The organism is Bacteroides sp. PHL 2737 (assembly GCF_004115325.2).
GTDB lineage: Bacteria > Bacteroidota > Bacteroidia > Bacteroidales > Bacteroidaceae > Bacteroides > Bacteroides hominis.
Genome location: NZ_CP040630.1, coordinates 64784 through 85285 on the forward strand (window position 1 = coordinate 64784; position 20502 = coordinate 85285).

The 20502-nt window shown below is 39.8% G+C and carries 20 protein-coding genes and 1 pseudogene; 1 reads left to right on the top strand and 20 read right to left on the bottom strand.

Features of this window, described 5'->3' with window-relative positions; translation table 11 throughout:
* Window positions 1-16 precede the first annotated feature (16 nt).
* From glmM to DBK98_RS00310, 8 genes are all read right to left on the bottom strand, one after another.
* On the bottom strand, window positions 17-1405 hold the full coding sequence (gene glmM / locus DBK98_RS00275) for a phosphoglucosamine mutase (RefSeq protein ID WP_005808542.1): 1389 nt from the start codon (window positions 1403-1405) through the stop codon (window positions 17-19).
* 36 nt (window positions 1406-1441) lie between these two features.
* Entirely contained in the window at window positions 1442-2086 is a 645-nt protein-coding gene (locus tag DBK98_RS00280; protein ID WP_005781500.1) for a DUF4827 domain-containing protein, read from the bottom strand.
* 204 nt (window positions 2087-2290) lie between these two features.
* Window positions 2291-3322: a bifunctional oligoribonuclease/PAP phosphatase NrnA gene (locus DBK98_RS00285; RefSeq protein ID WP_005781501.1), complete on the bottom strand. Its 1032-nt coding sequence runs from the start codon at window positions 3320-3322 to the stop codon at window positions 2291-2293.
* Between the two features lie 50 nt (window positions 3323-3372).
* Window positions 3373-5472, bottom strand: coding sequence for a ComEC/Rec2 family competence protein (locus DBK98_RS00290; protein ID WP_033572600.1), 2100 nt, complete (start codon window positions 5470-5472; stop codon window positions 3373-3375).
* A gap of 9 nt (window positions 5473-5481) precedes the next feature.
* Complete coding sequence (gene rpe, locus DBK98_RS00295; protein WP_022011096.1) at window positions 5482-6132, bottom strand: ribulose-phosphate 3-epimerase; 651 nt, start codon at window positions 6130-6132, stop codon at window positions 5482-5484.
* Between the two features lie 187 nt (window positions 6133-6319).
* Window positions 6320-7294 carry a methionyl-tRNA formyltransferase gene (gene fmt, locus DBK98_RS00300; protein WP_080594326.1) on the bottom strand — a complete coding sequence of 325 codons (975 nt, stop codon included), beginning with the start codon at window positions 7292-7294 and terminating at the stop codon, window positions 6320-6322.
* 44 nt (window positions 7295-7338) lie between these two features.
* Entirely contained in the window at window positions 7339-9129 is a 1791-nt protein-coding gene (locus tag DBK98_RS00305; protein WP_005781508.1) for a chloride channel protein, read from the bottom strand.
* Window positions 9129-9692, bottom strand: a complete 564-nt coding sequence (locus DBK98_RS00310; protein WP_005781511.1) for an L-threonylcarbamoyladenylate synthase — start codon at window positions 9690-9692, stop codon at window positions 9129-9131. Before DBK98_RS00310 ends, DBK98_RS00305 begins: the two co-directional genes overlap by 1 nt.
* 79 nt (window positions 9693-9771) lie before the next feature.
* On the opposite strand from DBK98_RS00310, the gene DBK98_RS00315 reads away from it, so the two are divergent.
* Window positions 9772-10206, top strand: coding sequence for a thioesterase family protein (locus DBK98_RS00315; protein WP_005781514.1), 435 nt, complete (start codon window positions 9772-9774; stop codon window positions 10204-10206).
* 47 nt (window positions 10207-10253) lie between these two features.
* Here the strand turns inward: DBK98_RS00315 and DBK98_RS00320 are convergent, their stop codons facing one another.
* The 12 genes and pseudogenes from DBK98_RS00320 to DBK98_RS00375 all read right to left on the bottom strand — a co-directional run bounded on the left by DBK98_RS00320 (window position 10254) and on the right by DBK98_RS00375 (window position 20498).
* On the bottom strand, window positions 10254-12323 hold the full coding sequence (locus tag DBK98_RS00320; protein WP_033572599.1) for an LruC domain-containing protein: 2070 nt from the start codon (window positions 12321-12323) through the stop codon (window positions 10254-10256).
* A 287-nt stretch (window positions 12324-12610) separates the two neighbouring features.
* The gene (locus tag DBK98_RS00325; RefSeq protein ID WP_005781518.1) at window positions 12611-12703 is read right to left on the bottom strand and encodes a smalltalk protein; all 93 of its coding nucleotides are present in this window, start codon (window positions 12701-12703) and stop codon (window positions 12611-12613) included.
* A gap of 25 nt (window positions 12704-12728) precedes the next feature.
* Entirely contained in the window at window positions 12729-13208 is a 480-nt protein-coding gene (locus DBK98_RS00330) for an HU family DNA-binding protein (RefSeq protein WP_005791037.1), read from the bottom strand.
* 322 nt (window positions 13209-13530) lie between these two features.
* Window positions 13531-13958 (bottom strand): annotated as a pseudogene (locus DBK98_RS23525) (N-acetylmuramidase family protein).
* Between the two features lie 6 nt (window positions 13959-13964).
* Window positions 13965-14915 (bottom strand): glycosyltransferase family 4 protein, encoded by a 951-nt coding sequence (locus DBK98_RS00340; RefSeq protein WP_044301453.1) that lies wholly within the window; start codon window positions 14913-14915, stop codon window positions 13965-13967.
* A 115-nt stretch (window positions 14916-15030) separates the two neighbouring features.
* Window positions 15031-15927 carry an NAD(P)-dependent oxidoreductase gene (locus tag DBK98_RS00345; protein WP_010993517.1) on the bottom strand — a complete coding sequence of 299 codons (897 nt, stop codon included), beginning with the start codon at window positions 15925-15927 and terminating at the stop codon, window positions 15031-15033.
* Complete coding sequence (locus DBK98_RS00350; RefSeq protein WP_010993518.1) at window positions 15924-16676, bottom strand: glycosyltransferase family 2 protein; 753 nt, start codon at window positions 16674-16676, stop codon at window positions 15924-15926. Before DBK98_RS00350 ends, DBK98_RS00345 begins: the two co-directional genes overlap by 4 nt.
* A 44-nt stretch (window positions 16677-16720) precedes the next feature.
* Entirely contained in the window at window positions 16721-17554 is an 834-nt protein-coding gene (locus DBK98_RS00355; protein ID WP_080714473.1) for a glycosyltransferase family 2 protein, read from the bottom strand.
* 28 nt (window positions 17555-17582) lie between these two features.
* Entirely contained in the window at window positions 17583-18602 is a 1020-nt protein-coding gene (locus DBK98_RS00360; protein ID WP_187143816.1) for an EpsG family protein, read from the bottom strand.
* Window positions 18603-18664: 62 nt separating this feature from the next.
* A complete protein-coding gene (locus DBK98_RS00365) occupies window positions 18665-19231 on the bottom strand; it encodes a hypothetical protein (protein ID WP_187143817.1) in 567 nt (188 codons plus the stop codon).
* Between the two features lie 35 nt (window positions 19232-19266).
* On the bottom strand, window positions 19267-19650 hold the full coding sequence (locus DBK98_RS00370; RefSeq protein WP_187143818.1) for a glycosyltransferase family 2 protein: 384 nt from the start codon (window positions 19648-19650) through the stop codon (window positions 19267-19269).
* Window positions 19647-20498, bottom strand: coding sequence for an alpha-1,2-fucosyltransferase (locus DBK98_RS00375; protein WP_032535382.1), 852 nt, complete (start codon window positions 20496-20498; stop codon window positions 19647-19649). The genes DBK98_RS00370 and DBK98_RS00375 overlap by 4 nt, the downstream gene beginning before the upstream one ends.
* Between the last annotated feature and the right edge of the window lie 4 nt (window positions 20499-20502).

A 20502-nucleotide genomic window follows, 5' to 3' on the forward strand; every position in this document is an offset into this window, starting at 1 on the left:
TTATTTTTTAGAATCTTTACTTAGCCAATTCATTGATTACATCCATAATCTTCTGTCCTATTTCCTCAGCAGCCTCCATAGTCGATGCTTCACTGTATACACGGATAATGGCTTCGGTATTACTCTTACGCAAGTGTACCCACTTGTCTGCAAAGTCAATCTTCACACCGTCGATATCATTGATTTCTTCGTTCTTATAGATTTCCTTTACCTTAGCAAGGATAGCATCTACATCTATTTCCGGAGTCAGATCTACACGATTCTTAGCAATAAAATAAGGAGGATAAGTTGCACGCAACTCGCTCACCTTCTTGCCTTCGTGAGCCAAATGGCTAAGGAATAATGCGATACCTACCAAAGCGTCACGTCCGTAATGGCTGGCAGGATAAATCACTCCACCATTACCTTCACCTCCGATCACCGCATTGGTTGCCTTCATCTTGGTCACTACATTCACTTCACCTACTGCAGAAGCATTGTACTCCATACCATATTTACGGGTCACATCGCGCAAAGCACGTGTAGAGCTCAAATTAGATACCGTATTACCCGGAGTATGTTTCAGTACATAGTCGGCCACTGTGACCAATGTATATTCTTCACCATACATCACACCGTTCTCGCAGATCATGGCCAGACGGTCTACGTCAGGGTCAACAACAAATGCGACATCTGCTTTTCCCCCCTTCATAAGGTTCATGATATCACCCAGATTCTTTTCCAGAGGTTCGGGATTGTGGGCAAAATTACCGGTCGGTTCGCAATAGAGTTTTTCTACGTGTTTCACTCCCAGACGTTCCAACAGTTCAGGCAGAATAATACCCCCTACGGAGTTTACGCAATCGATGGCTACAGTGAAGTTAGCTTTCTTGATAGCTTCTACATCTACCAGGTCAAGCGCCAATACACTGTCGATATGTTTTTTGTTATAAGTAAGATCTTTGCGATAAGAACCCAGATGATCAACATCTGCATAATCGAATTCTTCAGCCGCAGCAATGCGAAGCACTTCTTGTCCTTCGGCTGCATTCAGAAATTCGCCGTGTTCGTTCAGTAATTTCAGTGCATTCCACTGCTTGGGGTTGTGTGATGCAGTCAGGATGATCCCTCCGCAAGCCCCTTCCATTGTCACAGCTAATTCTGTTGTCGGGGTAGAAGCAAGGTCGATATCAACCACGTCCCAGCCCATACCCATCAAGGTACCGACTACAACGTTCTTCACCATCTCACCCGAGATGCGGGCATCGCGGCCCACTACTATCTTGTTACTGTTCGATTTGCATGTCTTGCGAATCAAAGTGGCATAAGCCGACGTGAATTTTACAATGTCAAGCGGATTCAGTCCCTCGCCTGCGCCTCCGCCAATGGTTCCACGGATACCAGAGATAGATTTGATTAGAGTCATAGGTTGTTGTTTTAGAAAATTGGTTATTTAGTAGTTTTAGTTCAATGCTTTCTGGAATTTACGAATATCGTAGAAATAGGGGTTTACATATTGGTTAGCACTCTGATGCCCCATCTTTGAAGGTACAATCATTCTCACATGGGCATAGTTGGTAACATATTTCAAAGCAAGTAGCCATCCGGGAGGAACGTCTGTCGTACCATATTTGGCATACATCGAACCTTCTGTGAATACACCGGCCACCGAAGTTCCATTATCTACGTAACGGAATACATCCGGATAAGTATAGTAGTTCGGATAGTTCTCAAAACCGGGAAGCACTACATTGAAGCAAGTAGTATCATTGGCCTTAATATCATGCTCCACGAAGCGTACGGCTACAATATTATTATTTTTGATAGAATCGTTCTCCGGTTTGTCGGTAACAATACCTTTATCCACAATCTGCATATAGACTCCGTTTGAGAAAGCTACATATTCATTCTTAGTCGTATCCGTCTTATATCCGTTTGCTTCAAAGTCACTCTCAGAAATAGTACGGATATCGTGCTTTTTAATAAAAGCGTTTACCGCATCTTTCTCTTCATCCAGCATTTCTGCATAAGTCTTCGAATTGTCGCAAGCCTGGAACATATATCCGAAGGCTAACAAGGAAAAAAATAACAATAGAAGTTTTTTCATTTCTGTATCTTATGTATATTCCGTACAAATGTATTTTAAATTAGTCGAATCTTTAGATTTAAAAGCAGAAAGTTCAAGTCTTTTAACCTTTGACTTTCAACTTTTAACGGAAGAGCAAGGAGCCATGGGCTATAAGTCAAAAGTAACAAGAAGTTATACACTTGTCATTCCTTATTCATAAATTGTAACCGACAACCCGCAGCCTCATTGTTTCAGAAGCGGCTTATATTTCTCCAATGCCTGTTCAAACACTTTCACAGCCTCTTCCATCGTACCGTAAAACTCTCCGCCTGACGCATTGAGATGCCCACCACCATTGAAAAACTCGGCAGCTAACTGGTTGCAAGGAAACTTACCTACGGAACGAAGTGAAATCTTAATCATTTTCTTTTCCGTATCCTCACGGAGGAAACAAGAGAAACAGACATTCTTAATCGAAAGCGGGATGTTTACAAACCCTTCGCTATCGCCTTTGATATAATCAAATTTTCCCTGTTCATCTTTGGTCAGCGATATAAGCGCAGAATTGTAATCTTTATACACCCGCATATTCGATAATACATATCCCATCAAACGCAAACGGCTTTCGGAATAAGTATTGTAGACTTTCCGGTAGATATCATCTTTATCGATTCCTTTTGAAAGCAGTTCGCTGATAATGAAATAAATCTCACGATTATTAGAGTTATAAGTGAATCCTCCGGTATCTGTCATCATACCGGTATAAATACATTCAGCCCCCTCTTTGGAAATGTCACTGAAATATCCCATCCGGCAAATCAGGCGAAACACCAATTCGGAAGTAGAAGAAATTTCAGGATGTGAAACAGTGATCCGACAAAAGTCTTCGGGATGAAGATGATGATCTATCATTATTTTACGTCCCGGTGAGGAAGCCACTATATCAGCCATCTCGTCAATGCGCTTCAATGCATTAAAATCAAGACAGCAGATGACGTCTGCTTCCATAATCAACTTATCGGCAAACTCTTTATAACGGTCATACAGCAAAATATCCTTGCTACCCGGCATCCATCTCAGGAAATCGGGGAAAGCATTAGGGACAATTACATTTACAATTTTATCTTGAGAATCCAGAAAATGATACAATCCCAACGATGAGCCAATGGCATCTCCGTCAGGCGACACATGGGATACGATTACTATTTTGTCGGCCCGTTCAAACCATTTAGTAAAATGATCAATATGGGTTTGAGCAATTACTTTAGTCAGCATAACTTGTTTGTATAAATATGAGTTGGCAAAAATACGATAAATCTTTGTACTTAGAGCAAAAACCTCACAGAACCTTCGTCGGAAAGGGAGATAAAATGCAATCCCAACCGACGGCATTCTTCACTGAACACTCCCTTATAATAAGCGGACAGAGAAGAATCCAGAATAACCTCCCGGCAATGAAACAGTTGGGCCAATGACTCCAATCGTCCTGTATAGCCCTTACACAAATACAAATAATCTATGTTTAACGGTTCAGCGGCAGTTTTGTTTCGCCAACGGTTATCACTGACCATACAAATACGTTTATTACCGAACAGAAGCAGGTGGTCCTGCATCCAGAAGCCGGAAGAGCGATAGTCTTTTGTTATGGGTATCGGGGTATTCAGGTGTAACCGATTCCAATAGCCGGTTACCGCACGCGAAAGCCGTCTTTCATCCGGAATGCTATCTGCATAGGCAAGCCAGGATTTACCTTGAGACTCAATGCAATGTACAACCGGACATCCCCGGACATTATAGAAAACAATGCTCTGCACCGGTCGGTCAGCCATCCTCCATGCCCAATGAAGACTACCTGTAACCAACAGGCAAACACCTACAAGGTACAAACTTTTCGCACTACGAACCATCATATGACGCATACAGGCCAACAAAGCCAGATAAAAGGCAAGAACTTCCGCCGGATAAATCCAAACATTATCGATAGATGCCAACGGTAGATGCTCTACCCAACGAACCGCAGCATTCAGTAAATCGATAAGAAACTTCACCGCCACAGCACACCAGGTATAAATCTGAGAAAAAGGGCTGACCACCAGCAGAATAACCGCTGAATACATAATCACCGACACAAGTGGAATTACCAACAGATTAGTCAATAAGAAATGGGTGGAAAATCTGGAAAAATACAACAATACCAAAGGGGCTGTACCTATCTGCGCAGCAAGCGAAACACACATTAATGCCCAGACTTTCTTTAATACTCCATTACCAATCGGAAGCAACCTGAACAACCGGGGATATATCAGTAGAATGGCAGTAACAGCCGAAAAAGAGAGTTGAAATCCAACATCAAACAGCCAGAAAGGATGAACCGCCAACATAATAAATGCAGTCAGCGCAAGCGTATTAAGTGAAATACCCGTACGCCCGGATAAGACCGACAAAGCCAACAATGAAAACATAATAACCGAACGAACCACAGAAGGGGACAGCCCTGTAATGAAAGCAAATCCCCACAATGCAGTAATTATCACTATCGCACGAAACAGCCTCACCCCCCAAACATTCCCCGGCAACCACTTCAGAAGTAAAAGAAGCAGCATATATAAAAATCCGATATGAAGTCCGGAAAGTGCCAGTACATGACTGGCCCCTGACACGGAATAAGTCTCCCTAATATCTTCACCTAATTCCTCTTTGTAGCCAACAGTAAGCGCGGCAAGTACGGCAAACTCATCCGGTTCGAACTTCAAAGCACGATATTTATCCAGAATCCGGTCCCGGCAGTCCAATGCAATCTGCCGAAAGGAACGGGACATCCTGTGTCCGATTATCTGCCATTTTCCCTCTGCAACAAAAGCAACTCCTCCAATCCCTCTGTAACGTAAATAACGGGCATAATCAAATTCATCGGGATTACCATTATTGGAAGGTGGAGATACGCGCGCCATCAGTACTAATTCGTCCCCCTTATGTAAACTTCCGGCGAGTGAATCTTTCGAAATGTAAAGCAATACTTTCCGATTCACCGGTACGACTCCCACTGAATCTTGTTTTTCTGTCAGAAATGCCGGACAGAGAAAAGTATGTTCCTTCTCGTCGGGCCGATCAGTCAGGATAGCCCGATAAACGCATTCTTGTTTTTGGAAAGCATATACAGTTTGTTGTAAAACCTGATTCATGCCGCCGGTTCCGGCCCCAAAAACAAGTAGATAGGCAACACTGCCGAATATCCACCGAAACGAATAGCGACGTGAAAAATAGACTGCCAGCAGCAGAAAAAATAATCCGGCAGAAACTCCCACCAACACGGTATCCGGAACATACACCTCCTTGAAAAACAAATAATTACCAACAAGAAAGCCTGCTATCAGAGGTAATAGCAGGCGTAAAAATGGATATCGATGTAAATACCGGAAGCTCACAAGCCGGCCTTACAGCCCTTTCATGGCATGAATCGTCTCTTCCGGATTCTCAGCAGCAAAAATGGCATTTCCTGCTACCAACGCATCCGCCCCGGCAGCCACCAGACGGGCACCTGTTTCCAGATTCACTCCACCATCTACCTCGATCAGCGCTTTCGATCCGGTACGCTCAATCAGTTCACGAAGTTCACGTACTTTCTCTACCGAGTGCTCAATAAACTTTTGTCCTCCGAAACCGGGATTCACACTCATGATCAACACCATGTATACATCCCGGATAATGTCCAGCAACAAAGCTACCGGAGTGGCCGGATTTATGGTAACAGCAGGCTGCATACCGGCCTCACGGATTTGTTGCACCACCCGATGAAGGTGTGGACATGCTTCGTAATGTACATTCATAATATGCGCCCCCAATGCCTTTACTTCAGGAATAAACTTCTCAGGATTGACTATCATTAAATGTACATCCAACGGTTTCTGAGTCAACTTAGCAACATACTTCAGCACCGGAAAGCCAAAGGATATATTCGGAACAAATACTCCGTCCATAATGTCAATGTGCACCCAGTCGGCTTCACTACGGTTAATCATCTCAAGATCCTTTGCCAGATATGCAAAATCTGCCGAAAGGATAGAAGGGGATATAATAGGTTTCATATTCATCAATATTTTAATAATAGCACAAAATTAACAAAAAAACATCAGAGCTCCCTCTTCTATAACAGTTTATTTGGCAGAAATTCTTTCCTTCTATTCCAATTCCACAATTGCAAGTGACAGACTCTGCTTTCCAGTACGTTGCCTTTACACTATCAAAGCATAAGATAGAGAGCCTCACCGCCAATTATTCCGCCTTCATCCTAAATGCCTCAGTCAGATGAAACCCACGCAAAAGTTCATCTGTCTTCAGCCTCTTTTTACCCGGTAACTGTAAAGAAAGGATATTTACAAACCCATCCGACACGGCTACTTTCAGGAAGTGCTTTCCATCTGTAATAATGCTCCCCGGAGTCAGTGCATGTACTTTCTCTTCTTTCTCACTCTCAAAGATTTTCACTACAACCGCTTCACCTTCCGGATTAAGTAATTCACTCCACGCAGCAGGATAAGGAGAAAGCCCGCGGATAAAATCATAAACCCGTTTCACCGGTTGATTCCAATTAATCCTACAGGTTTCTTTGAAGATTTTCGGAGCCGGACGAAGCTCGCCGACCACTGCCATTTCTTCCTGGGGAATTGCCTTTACATTTCCCTCCAGAATAGCATCTACCGTTTCTATCACCAGCCGTCCGCCCAACTGCATCAATTTGTCATGCACCACTTCCACATTGTCCGTATCAGCAATAGGAACGCGCACCTGCTGGATCACCTCACCTGTATCGATTTCATGTTTCAGGAAAAAAGTAGTAATCCCCGTCTCCGTATCTCCATTGATAACCGCCCAATTGATAGGAGCTGCCCCACGGTACTGCGGAAGCAAAGAAGCATGAAGATTGAAAGTTCCAAAACAAGGCATGTTCCATACCACTTCCGGCAACATCCGAAAAGCCACAACAATCTGCAGATCGGCCTTCCATTCGCGAAGTGCCTGAACAAATTCTGCATCTTTCAGTTTCTCCGGCTGTAATAAAGGCAACTGATGATCCAGCGCATATTGCTTTACCGGAGAATATTGGATTTTGTGTCCACGACCGGCAGGTTTATCAGGCATTGTAATCACCCCGACTACATTATAGCCGCCTTCCACCAGACAGCGCAGGGCCTCCACTGCAAAATCAGGAGTCCCCATATATACGATTCTTAAATCTTCTTTTTTCATATTTAAAAAGCTATGAGTTATAAGTTTCCGGAAATTGTAACCCGTCAATCTTCCGAGAAATGCACCAATACCTGGCGATACGAATTAAATATTTTAGATTTTGAAACAAATCCCAGATACTTTCCTTCTTCGTTGACTACCGGCAAGTTCCACGCTTTTGTATCGTCAAACGTCTGCATCACCTGTTCCATACTGTCGGTATCATACAAACGGGCAGGAACGGAAGTCATCAATTTACTAACGGTAAAACGATGATAAAGTTCCTGACGGAACATGATGTTCCGGATATCATCCAGCAGCACGACGCCTAATAGAATTCCATCCTTGTCTGTCACAGGAAACATATTACGATGGGAGGTCGAAATAGCCTTTACCAATTCACCCAAATCCATTTCTGGACGTACACAGACAAAGTCTGTTTCGACTACATTTTCCACTTTCATCAATGTCAGTACAGCCTTATCCTTATGATGGGTCAGCAACTGTCCTTTCTTGGCCAGACGCATGGAATAAATACTGTGGGGTTCGAACACAATGATTGTCAGATAAGAACTGACCGAAACAATCATCAAAGGCAGAAAAAGGTCATATCCACCGGTCAGTTCAGCAATCAGAAACACACCGGTCAACGGGGCATGCATGACCCCACTCATGACTCCTGCCATTCCCATTAGAGCAAAGTTCTTTTCCGGTAAAGTGGAAGTAAAATCAAAATCATTGCTAAAGTGGGAGAAAACAAAACCGGCAATACATCCCAAATACAACGAAGGAGCAAAAATACCACCGCATCCGCCTCCACCGTTAGTCGCACTCGATGCAAATACCTTCAACAGGATAATCAATACCAGATAAACCAACAGCAGATTGCCATATCCATAGAACAAGGAGTTATTCAATACCGTATCCCAATCGGCATTACTCGTACCGTTCAGCAATAATTCAATCGTATCGTAACCTTCACCGTAAAGAGGCGGAAAAAGAAAGATGAGTACACTCAACATCACACCACCCAATGCCAACTTCTTATACGGATTGGACAGTTTACCAAATACCCCTTCTACAGAACTCATGGCACGTGTGAAATAGAGTGATACCAATCCGCAAAAGATACCTAAGAGAATCACATAAGGAATACGTTCCAACTCAAAAGGCTGATCCAAATGAAATTTAAACATAGCCTCTTGCCCGGTTGTAATATACGAAACAGTAGCAGCCGTAACAGCCGAGATTAACAACGGCAACAAGGATGACATGGTAAGATCAATCATCAATACTTCCAAAGTGAATACCAATCCCGCTATCGGCGCTTTGAAAATACCTCCAATGGCACCGGCAGCACCACATCCCACCAGCAACATCAACGTACGGTGTTCCATCTTGAACATACTTCCCAGATTCGATCCGATAGCCGATCCGGTAAGTACAATAGGGGCCTCGGCTCCTACCGATCCGCCGAAGCCGATGGTAATGGCACTGGCAATGGTCGACGACCAGATATTATGGCGTTTGATACGTCCTTGACGACGTGAAATTGCATAAAGGATCTTCGTAACCCCATGACTGATATCATCCTTTACGATATTGCGCACAAACCATCCGGCAAGGAAAATACCGACTACCGGATAGACCAGATAAAGGTAGTTGGCCTCTGTCGTATTAAAATTATCTGTGAGAAAGTTCTGTATCGTATGAATGAAGAACTTCAGGATCAATGCAGCAATAGCTGTAAAAATACCTACCAGAAAACTTAAAATGAGAATAAACTGCTTTTCTTTAATCTTATTCTCGCGCCAAATAATAAAGCGCTGTAATAAACTTATCTTTTCTTTTTCCATTATTCGCGAATAATCTTAATCACTCCACCTTTATCCAGTTTAATGATACTCGATGGTTTAGGACGACTCATATCATCCTGCCGGAAATTGACAATGTAGTCTACCGACGATTTTATTTCTTCGCTGATTTCATTGAAATTGGCAGCTCCCGGCTGTCCACTGATATTGGCAGATGTCGAAACAATAGCCTTACGAAACTGCTGGCACAAACGACGGGAGAATGCTTCGTTCGTCACCCGGATGCCTACGCTACCGTCTTCGGCAAGCAGATTTGAAGCTAAATTACGAGCACCGGAATAAATGATAGTCAATGGTTTATCGGCAACTTCCATCAAATCCCAAGCAATCGAAGGGACATCCTGCACATAAAATTCGACCTTCACCGGCGAATCCACCAATACCAACATCGCCTTGCTGTCAGCACGTTGTTTTATCTCATACACCCGGCGCACAGCGTCTTCATTGGTAGCATCGCAGCCAATTCCCCAAACCGTATCGGTGGGATAGAGAATCACCCCGCCTTCGCTCATCACTTGACAAGCTTTTTTAATGTCTTCTATCATTTCTTGATCTATTTCTTGTGAGAATAACGTGCAAAAATACTAATTTTGCCCAATAATAACAAAGGTTAAGAGAAAACAAATGGAAGAAATCGAATTTCATCACAGTTTACCTATACAACTACGATTCAATGACGTAGACAAGTTCGGACACGTCAACAACACCGTCTATTTTTCATTCTACGACCTCGGCAAAACAGAATACTTTGCCTCGGTTTGTCCGGGTGTTGACTGGGAAAAAGATGGTATTGTAGTAGTACACATTGAAGCCGACTTTCTGGCACAGATTTTTTCATCCGACCACATTGCCGTTCAAACTGCCGTCTGTGAGATCGGAACCAAAAGTTTTCATCTGATGCAACGGGTTATCGATACCGAAACAATGGAAGTGAAATGTATTTGTCGCTCGGTCATGGTGACATTCGACTTGGAGAAACATCAATCCAAGCCACTGACCGAAGAGTGGATAGAGGCAATTTGCCGATTTGAAGGAAGAGACTTGAGAAAGAAAAAATAAATAATCCTCCGTAGATGCCTTTTTCTACGGAGGATTTTATTTTCTCCTTAATATAAGAATTCCTTATTCACGTTCCCCGACACACTCGCATCAAACCACGAAAGGTTCGATTGATCAAGCACCCATTTTTCATAATTAGGATATGCCTGTATGACATTAATTCTCTCCTTCGGATACTTCCATGCCGGTGAGGAGGCTTCTTTACGTGGGAAATCAAGTGCCCAGGGATAGCGGTTGTCCATGCGATAGTAAACTCCGGACTCAGGATCCGAGCGATCATTTTCTGTTTTGAAAAGTGAAACATCCGCATGCTTTGTCGGTTTATAATCTACCAGATGAATCTCTTTTTGACGGCTGTTGACAAAGATAAACGGATTAAATTTTTGAGTCTGCAGATTGCTGACAGGAGTTTTCAACCGAACGGTTATTTCAGCGGGAGTCCCGGAAATTCCGGTTGCCGTCCCTTCCGTATTCACATATCCCTCAGTAGTCCCCAAAGCTACATTTACATCGTTCCACACAATAAAAGTGGCCCATTCATTCCCTTCCTCAATAATAGCACCTTCCAGTTTTGACCGATCAATAATGTCCTCGGAAAGCGGAAGTTCAATCCCGACCCCAATATGCGTCCACGGGGCTGCCCCCTTCGCAATTGGTGTGAAAGTCAATTTCACGGCAGTAATAGAATTACCATCTCCTTTCTCCAGCTCATAAGCATAATTCATCACAAAATCATTGAAATCATAATCTCCCATCTTAGGCCACTGGTCTTCAAAAGCAAGTGTTCCATAAACAGCCTCCGAAGGAGCGAATTCATCAATTACCGGAATATCTTCTTCCGGTTTAACGGCAGATACCGGTGATGCGGTAAGCTTTATCAGCACGTCATTGAAATCATAATCAGCCTTCGCATCGCCATAAGGACGGATATCAAACCCCATAATGCAGCAGTTGTAATCGGACATGCTACGGATCACGGCATTTGTTTTTTTAGTTGTATTCAAAGTTGGAGTAGAATAATAGAATCCGTTTACATTCGCATTAGGAAATGTCTGATTCTGGAATTTATAGGCGCTCTTCGAGTTTACACCGCCAGTAGCAATATTCGTCATGTTTAACCCGTCACGTGCCACGGCAAAACCGATACGTGTACCCTTCGGAAATATTGTATCATACTTGTTTCCGTCCCAATATAATAATTGCACTTTCAGTCCCGATGGACATTTTTCCTGATGGGTGTTCGGCAACAGCAAGGTCATACGATGTCCCTGTATATCTTCGCGTTTATTGAGTTCCCCTTCTTTATAACTATAGTAAGTCAAAACATTGTAAACAGTCCTATTATTTACATAGAATCCCCCATCACCAACATACGTAGCCCACACTTCTGCTCCCAGTTCGTCAGTAACCACCAGATCCGAACTCTTATTCAGATCCACATCCTGTACATTCTTCTGTTCCGGATACCAACTATTCACCCGGTTTAAAAATTTAGGTGACAATTCTTCTTTTGAAACAAGCGGCGAAGCATTTAAAAGCGGGATGCCGTCTTTCCCAACTTCTGCATCCGCATATGGACTATACAGTTCATAAAGATTGCTTAGCTTCTGGCTGACAGGAATCTCCAACTCTGCCCCGCTCCGGGCAACAGCCATGCGAGTAGAAGCATTGGTACTGACTTGAAAGGGTACGGCAGACAAGACACACGTCATTCCCGGTTGCACATCAACCTCCTGCACACCGGGAAAACCGGCAGTCAATGAAGTTATATATACCTTATCGACATTTACCGGAACAGATATAATAGCATAAATGCATCCATCCACATCTGTATAACCAACATAAAGAGACTTAATGACAATAGTCCCATCCTCCTCATAAGGTTGTTGGGGATAAATCCCTATCAAGATGCCTTCAGCCACCTTCTCATCCGCAGAGGTAGCCATCACACCGATCTGCTTATCGGTTCTCAAAGAGAATTTAAATGATAAATCCAGTTCTTCCGTATCATCAGGATTCTTACCCGACGGTTCATACAAATCTTTTTCTTTTACACATGAGGTGCAAAAAAGTACTATCAGCAGTGCATACTTCAGCAATGATACATTATTTCCCATAAGACTCTGTTTGTTCGTTTGTGCGAGGTCACCATATATCAGTAATCTCAGTAATCCATTCCACTGTACAAAAATATCAAAAAAAACAGAAACTTACAAAATTTGATCATTTTAATGTAGATTTCATTCTCCTTTATCCTATAATATCATTCACACCACTATATAGGCCCTATTATTAATGCTCTTTTACATTCCCGGTTCTACAGGTAATATAATAAAATGCCGGCATCCATTCTTCCAAACGGACACCGGCATTTATCATTCCAACCGAAGCTGTCAGCCACCTATCAAAGCAATCCCTGCCCTCCGATCACCCCGGCAATAGCACTTGCTACAGCAATAATCACTTTCAAAATAACGTTCCAATTATTTTTCTTCATCTTTTTCATCCTATTAAAAATGCAACTACGCAGTCGGATCATCTACTATGTCTCCATCACCACCTCCGGAACCATTATTGCCCGAAGCACCGATCCCACTCGCCTTCTGAAACTCAACTCCCTGAAACAAAGCCCGGGTAGTACCGATAGCCGCAGGACGAGTATATTCAGGAGTAAAATGACAAAGAAGGGCTGCCACCTGATTCGGATTCACCTCTTCCTCTTTGTCCACTCCCCTTCCCCGTGTACGCGCTTTCATCGTAAAAGTACCCAATCCGTCCAGGCGTACCGTCTTACTGTCCAGCAGTGCACTACGCATCGCTGTCATCAAGTTCCGAACCACATTATGCACATCACCCGGAGTCAACGACGACTTTTCCGCAATCATTTCAGCCAATTGCTGAGTAGATACCACCTTGCCTACCTTCACCAAGTTCAAGTGCCATTTCTTATCACCGGACTTAGTTGCCATAGTCGATTTTACTGCTTTATAAAATAATGCCATATTCCTAATCTCCTTTTTTTAATGTTATTACCACTGATTTTATTCACATTGCGTTGATCAACATTGCAAAGGTGAACATTTGCAGGAAGATGACAAAGGAAAATGAGGCGTCCGGATCAAGTTATACAGAACAAGTTATAATCATCACATTATCAGAGTTATTACTTAATTCTTTCTCATACATCTACTTCACATACTCTGCTATGGTTCGATTATTCATATTATATCCGTTTAACGGAATGTCCCCAGATTTATACCCGATATAGTATAAATCTGGGGACGAAACAAAAATCTACACCCGAAAACCGGGTATATCTCTTTTCTACTTCGTAAATCTCCGATAAGCCTCTTCTAATTTTTTATCGTACTGATTCTGAGCATATCCGGAACCATTATATCTTTTGGCAAAACCGGTCCAGTCTTTCCGCTCCAGATTGGGCCGTAACCCAGCAAGTTTAATGAACCTCGCAAATGCCTCCAGTTGCTTATCTTCTCCGGTACACATATCTTTCACCATTTCATTTACACAGCCATACCCGCACATCACATAGTTAAAGCCCATCACCTGAAACATTCCCCATGGAGTTCACGCCAAAAGATGTGTCCTTCGAATAAGATCATCGGTCACCCCAGAGCCACAAAGCCCCCACGACCACCGGTTTCAACTGTCTGTACGGCTTTTATCACTGCCACTTCAACGCCAAGCCAATCTGCCACACGTTGAAAATCATTCTCTGTTAAGTTTTCCATGAGTAATTAATTTGATTTATGTAAATAGAAGAATCTCTTCATAAATAGGAAGTATAATAGCCCCAACACCAAGATGCTCCCTAATAAATACTCATATCCATACTCCCGCAATGCCAAATATCCTGCTACAACCCCAGCTTGCACCGACATATAGGTCAATGCCACTGCCACGTGTGGTATCTTCAGTTCATTGGCCATGATCTGATACAAATGTTTCCGGTGAGGCAAACCAATATTTTCATGTAGTAACAGGCGGTGTACGATCGTCAACACACTATCCACCCCGTACACAACAAGCAATACAAGCCAGCTGAAATCCTTAGTTTGAAGAATCAAACTCCCGATCAGGAACAGGACCACAAAAGCTATACTGACCGAACCCACATCACCGGCGAAGCATTTCGCTCTCTTACGGAAATTAAAGAAGTCAAACACCAACACAGAACAAATCATCGTATAAATAAAACTCTGTTCTGTGAAGGAGATCACTTCCGCATTCACATATGCCAAAGAAACCAGGATAACCAATGAATACCCGCCGGTAATGCCGTTAATGCCATCCATAAAGTTATAGGCATTGATAATCCCCGTACAGACGATCAGAGCGATAAGCAACGTCCACCAAGGCAGGCTGAACAATCCCCATTGATAGAACAACAGGGCCATTGCCGTAAAATGGAAGACTAAACGCAAACCCTGCGAAGTAGAACGGATATCATCTACAAAACTGATAAAAGTGATCAAGGTCAAAGCCAGTATAAACCAAGGGTATTCAAACTGATTCGTCAGGAAAAAAGTCAATGCACCCAAATAGAAAATGATTCCTCCACCTCTCAGAGTAATACGGGTATGCGAACTCCGTTCATTCGGCTTGTCGATAATATTACATTTATCAGCAATACGAAAATAAAAAAGTTCTGCCAGAAATAGCAGAACTAATATAAGAATATAATACATGTAAGTTAACCGTTTTTATAAATCAGATAAAACCAAAATTGAACACAAAGAAAAGCTACGAGAATAATTACAATAAGTATTCCCAAAATCCAGCAAATAATAGTCATAATTCAATTTACTCTATCCGAAAACTCTCTAACACATTCACAGGTTTCCATCCAAGCTCCCGTACTGCCTTTTCATTACTAAAAGTCAAAGAGTTCGTAATCTTACGGAGCTTCAAAGAATTAATCGGAGCTTTTTCTCCCAAACAATCACCAACAACTGCCATACCTTTAGCAAAATAATAAGGAATAGACAAAGGCAATTTTTTATTTAACTGATTACATATAATCTCTTCCAACTCACGAAAACTAGGTTGATAAGTATCGCAAACATTATATATCCCTCCTTTTTCTACTAATAAAGGAACAAGATTGGCAATATCCTGCACCATCAAAACACTCTTCCGGGCTTTTCCTCCCGCAATACTCAGATACTTGCCACTCTTAATACCATGGATCATTGTCCCTAAATTTCCCGGAGGATTAGGCCCGGCAATTAAAGAAGGACGAAGTATACTCAATTTTACATTGTGCATACTACACCACCCTTCGAGATATTTCTCAGCTTTGATCTTACTTAAAGCATAAGGGCTAGTTCCATTCAACGAATATTCTTCGGTAATATTCTCACCAAAATCACAGCCATAAACAGCAACAGTACTAATGAAAATGAAGGCCTTAGGCGTACAAAAATTTTCCAAAGCCGTACACAAATTCTTTGTACCTTGCAGGTTGATATCAAAGAAGGTTTGTTTTTCTACCTCCGTTTTAGGTATTGAATGGGCTTTTCCTGCAGCATGTAAAACAACATCATATGGCATATTTAGTGTCGGGATTTCTTGCGCTATATCCACTTTGTAATTATCCTGCAGAGCAAGTCCCATAGTATCTATCTTATATTTTTCTTTTAGCAAAAAACAAATATTTCTCCCTAGAAAACCAGAAGCACCCGTAAAAAGAAGATTCATTTTAAATATTTAAAAAGAGATTTATTCAAATCTGACAATGAGTAATACAAACTTAACCAGATTGTTTTTTTCTGTTCCACTCTATAAATATGCCAAATCCATTTTATAACTCTCAATTTATTTGAAGAGACAGAACCTTTGCGTATTCTATACAACGCCAAACAAATATTTGTATTTATAGCAATAAAACCTTCTTTGAGAATATCTAACCAAAGATTGTAGTCCTCATGTCCAATAAACTTAAAATAACGTTTCCCTATTTTTTGCGTATCATAAACCACAGTTAAACATCCTAACTCATTTCCACACAATAAAGATTTATAATGATGATAGGGATCTGATTTAACGATTCTTCCCGTACGATTTCCTTCTTCAGATATTTTCTCATAATCAGAATAGACAATTGCAACATTATCATTAATAAATAAAGGAAGTTGAGTAGACAATTTATTAGGAAGCCAAATATCATCGCTATCTAAAAATGCTATAAAACGTCCTTTTGCAGCTTGTATCCCGACGTTACGAGGAAGAGTTGGTCCCCCAGAAGGATGCTCTGTTTTCAAATAATAAATTCGAGAATCCGTATCCATAAATTCCATTATAATTTTCACAGAATCATCATTTGAACAGTCATCAATTATCAACAACTCCCAGTTAACATAGCTCTGTGCTATGACAGATCGGATCGTTTCTCGTATAGTAGCCGCAGAATTATAACAGGGAGTAATAATAGAAACAAGTTCATTCATTATTCAACAATATTAAACAAAAACACAAGACAGACAAAACTTTACTAAAAAAAAGCTGTATTACGTGACAGTTTTATGGCCCCTTTAATGGACCCTGGAATTCTAGAAGCAAAAAGTAAGAAATTATACGAGAAAGGAGAAGACAAATAAATAGATACATATGCTTTTATTAGCATAAAAGTATCCCAACACAATTGTCCTCGTTTAAGAGGTCTTCTTGAAGCAGAGCCAGCTCTCTCTCTCACATAATAAGTAGTATCTTCTTTCGTAAAACGAAATCCTCCAATCAAATCCGATATTTCGGTCATAAAAAGCGCATCCTCTCCATTTTTAAATCGTGGATTAAACCTTCTATTTCCAATAATATCTCGATGTATCAATTTAGCGACAGGAAATGCTAATATAGCTCGATTTCTAAACAAAGAATACTGACACTCTCTTTGTTGAATAATTCGGCAAGCAAAAAAATTATCCTCCTTCTCTTCTATCGTTTTTCTAAATGTATGCACATTACTAACTCCAACTATATTCCGAGAAGATATTTTACACAATTCTTCAAGGTAATCAGAAGAGACAATATCATCATCATCAACGAAACCAATATATTGCCCTTTTGCAGCATCAATGCCAAGATTCCTCGCATTAGATACGCCTGCTTGATCAGTTTTTATCAACCTACAATACAAGCCAGCTGGTTTATAAGCAAATATATCTAATATCATATCCGTGTACTGTGTGTCAATATCACCATTCAATACAACTATCACTTCATATAAATAGTGAAACATCGTTTGGTTAAATAACGAAAAAAGACACTCCTCAAAATAAGTTTTTTGAGGTTTAAATGTGGGAACAATAATAGATAAAAGCATTGTCATTAGATTATAGATGCTCAGTAATCTAATTCTAAATCAACCACGACCTATAAGGCAGATAAACATCCTTCCCTATATTTATATATCTAAAGAAAAAATAGATTACCATCAAATTCAATATAAAAAGCACCATCATTCTATTCTTAACAGAAAAGAACAGAAACAATTGCGAAATAATAAAAATTGTCGACAGTTGAAATATGAGTACAGTCCTCTGCTGAAATACATACGTTTGGAAAAAGGCATAATAACAAATAATACTCAATACAAACAGATTAAAAACCAGATTAAATGAGATGTTTTTTTGCTCCAATTTTTCCCGAAGCCTCAAACACATTAAAAGTAATATAAATTTTTCAGCAACTGCTATATTTATCTTACCAGTCATACCGCCCCACACGTCTGATTCTGTATAGCTTGTTAAACTGCTCTGTATAAAAGGAGGAAAAAAACTAAGAATAGCTCCCATCCAGTCAAAGAAAGACAATAGTACAGAAATAAATACAACTGTACACAAAAAAATGTTACTATATCTTCTGTTAATAACAAAATACAGAGGAAGAACTATTAATAAACTCGAATGAAAAAGAGAGGATAATATATTGATTAATAAATACTTTATTATTTTTTTATCTTCTATATATTTTAAAGAATAAAAGAAGATAGATATAGCTATTCCTTGTCTGACAAACATCATATTAAACTGCATATACCCATAACGCATATAAAGTAATACAGCTAAAAAAGGAAGTAGTGTATACCTTTTTTGAAATACAAAAAATAAGGAAATAACAACTATTGACGATAATAAAAAGACTTCATTTATACTCCCACCAAAAGATTTAATTACACTATTAAATAAAATGTAACCAGGTTCCATTCTGAACAAAAGAAACATACCGTTATCATTCCATAAATCGCTTACTAGTGGAATTTTATCAAACACCTTTGTATATTCGCCCCAATCATCACCTGTTTCAAATCGTGTTCCAACAAATAATATTAGAATAAAGGAAAGAAAAAAATAATAATATTTTCTTTTTAAAAACATTTAAATTAGAAAAATCAAAAACACTGAAAACACAACTAATAATATAATGAAAGCGTAAGGTATCATTTCTTTATCTGAATCTTATAATACAAGAATTTAAAAAGATACATAATAAAATAGAAACCTCTGCTCTCTGAGTACCATCTCGACAAACTCAACCCTCTTTTATTCACTAAGAAAGCAATATATTTATAATTGCTAGCCCCTCTATAATGAGACAATATTTTTGTAAGGTGAGCATTTATTTCTGATGGTCTTATTGTTAAAGCTTGATTTCTAAATCTATTATTATCCGAAATGATGAAATGCAAATACAACTCTTTTTCCGTATAATCTATCCCTTTATTTCTAAAAATATCTTTATAAATTGACTTGTGAACATCAAAACGCGACTGAAAATTTTTATTTGCTTGTCTAGTGACACTTGATTCTAATATTCTATATTTCAATAATACTTCCCTAATATTAGAAATCTTAGTATATTTAACTGCCTGACACCAAATAGCATAGTCCTCTGCATGCAAATATCGGTCATCATAACGTAACTTATATTTATCTACAATAGATTTACGGATAATAACGGATGGATGAGCTAAACAAGTAGAAAATAATAGAAAAGCTTCATTCACATTGACATTACTTGGGAATCTTTGTACTTTCCGCTTTATTGTATCACCAAAGATCTCAATATAAGAGCCACAAACCCCAACTTCAGGCTCTCTCCCATAAACTCGACTTGTTTTTCAATTCTATTTGGCAAACTGATGTCATCAGCGTCCATTCTAACGATATATTTACCAATAGATTCCAGTAATCCCCTATTTAATGAATAAACAAGACCCTTATTTTCTTGATTATTTAGGACTTTAATTCTTTCATCATCATATAATTCCAATATCTCCGAAAAATTATCCGAGGAGCCATCATTTATTATAATGAATTCAAAATTCTTATAACTTTGACTAAGTATACTATTGATAGCGTCTTTTAAAAACTCCCCTCCATTATATACCGACATTACAACTGAGACAAAAGGATTACTATTCATACACAAATCCAATCAGAAGGAATAATATCACTTACTTGTACTCTGTCATCATTAATCCACTTCCCAGGGGCAATAACAATCCTCTCGGGATTTGTGTTAAGCCAAGCTCCCCACCAACTAAAAGAACTGTTTGCTATTATATTATGTTTGCAATAAGTCATTAAACACATATCCCAATACGATTCTTCTTTGTTATTCCAATCTATAATATGGCAATTAGGTATTTTTAGATGATCCTTACACCACACAGTATCATCTGAGAAAACAAAAAATTTTGGTTCTGAGACTTTGCTTTGAATTATATTTATGGCTTTATTATAATAAGCAGAAGTACAAATATTAGAATAAGCAGGATTATTAACATAGTCTCCTAATCGAACATGAAGGCTCACTGAATTTGAATTTTGCATTTGCTTCTTTATGAACTCATTCTTATCGCTTAAAACTTTAGAAAAATGAAACTGTCCACGAATAGCCGCTTCTATATTCGTAAAATATTTATAGCTTTGCCAATATCCTATATAATATTTATCACACGATAATGATATAGCATTCTCATCAAAACACAAATATGGCTCTACATATTCTGTTTTTTTTCGTTTCAATAGTTTACGCAACACCCTTATCCATATTTCACTTCCCTGGTAAGACAATTTTATTCTTTCTCGGATGGACGCCTTTAGATATTCAACATGAAAAACTTTATCAAGTTCAAATCCATTGTGCGTATAAGTACCAAACGAAGAAGTGTCTAATTTTACATTAACATACTTTTCCTTTAATGCTAAATAAAATGCGAACTGAAACATTTGGTTGCCTAATCCACCAATTATTTGTACTATTTTCATACGT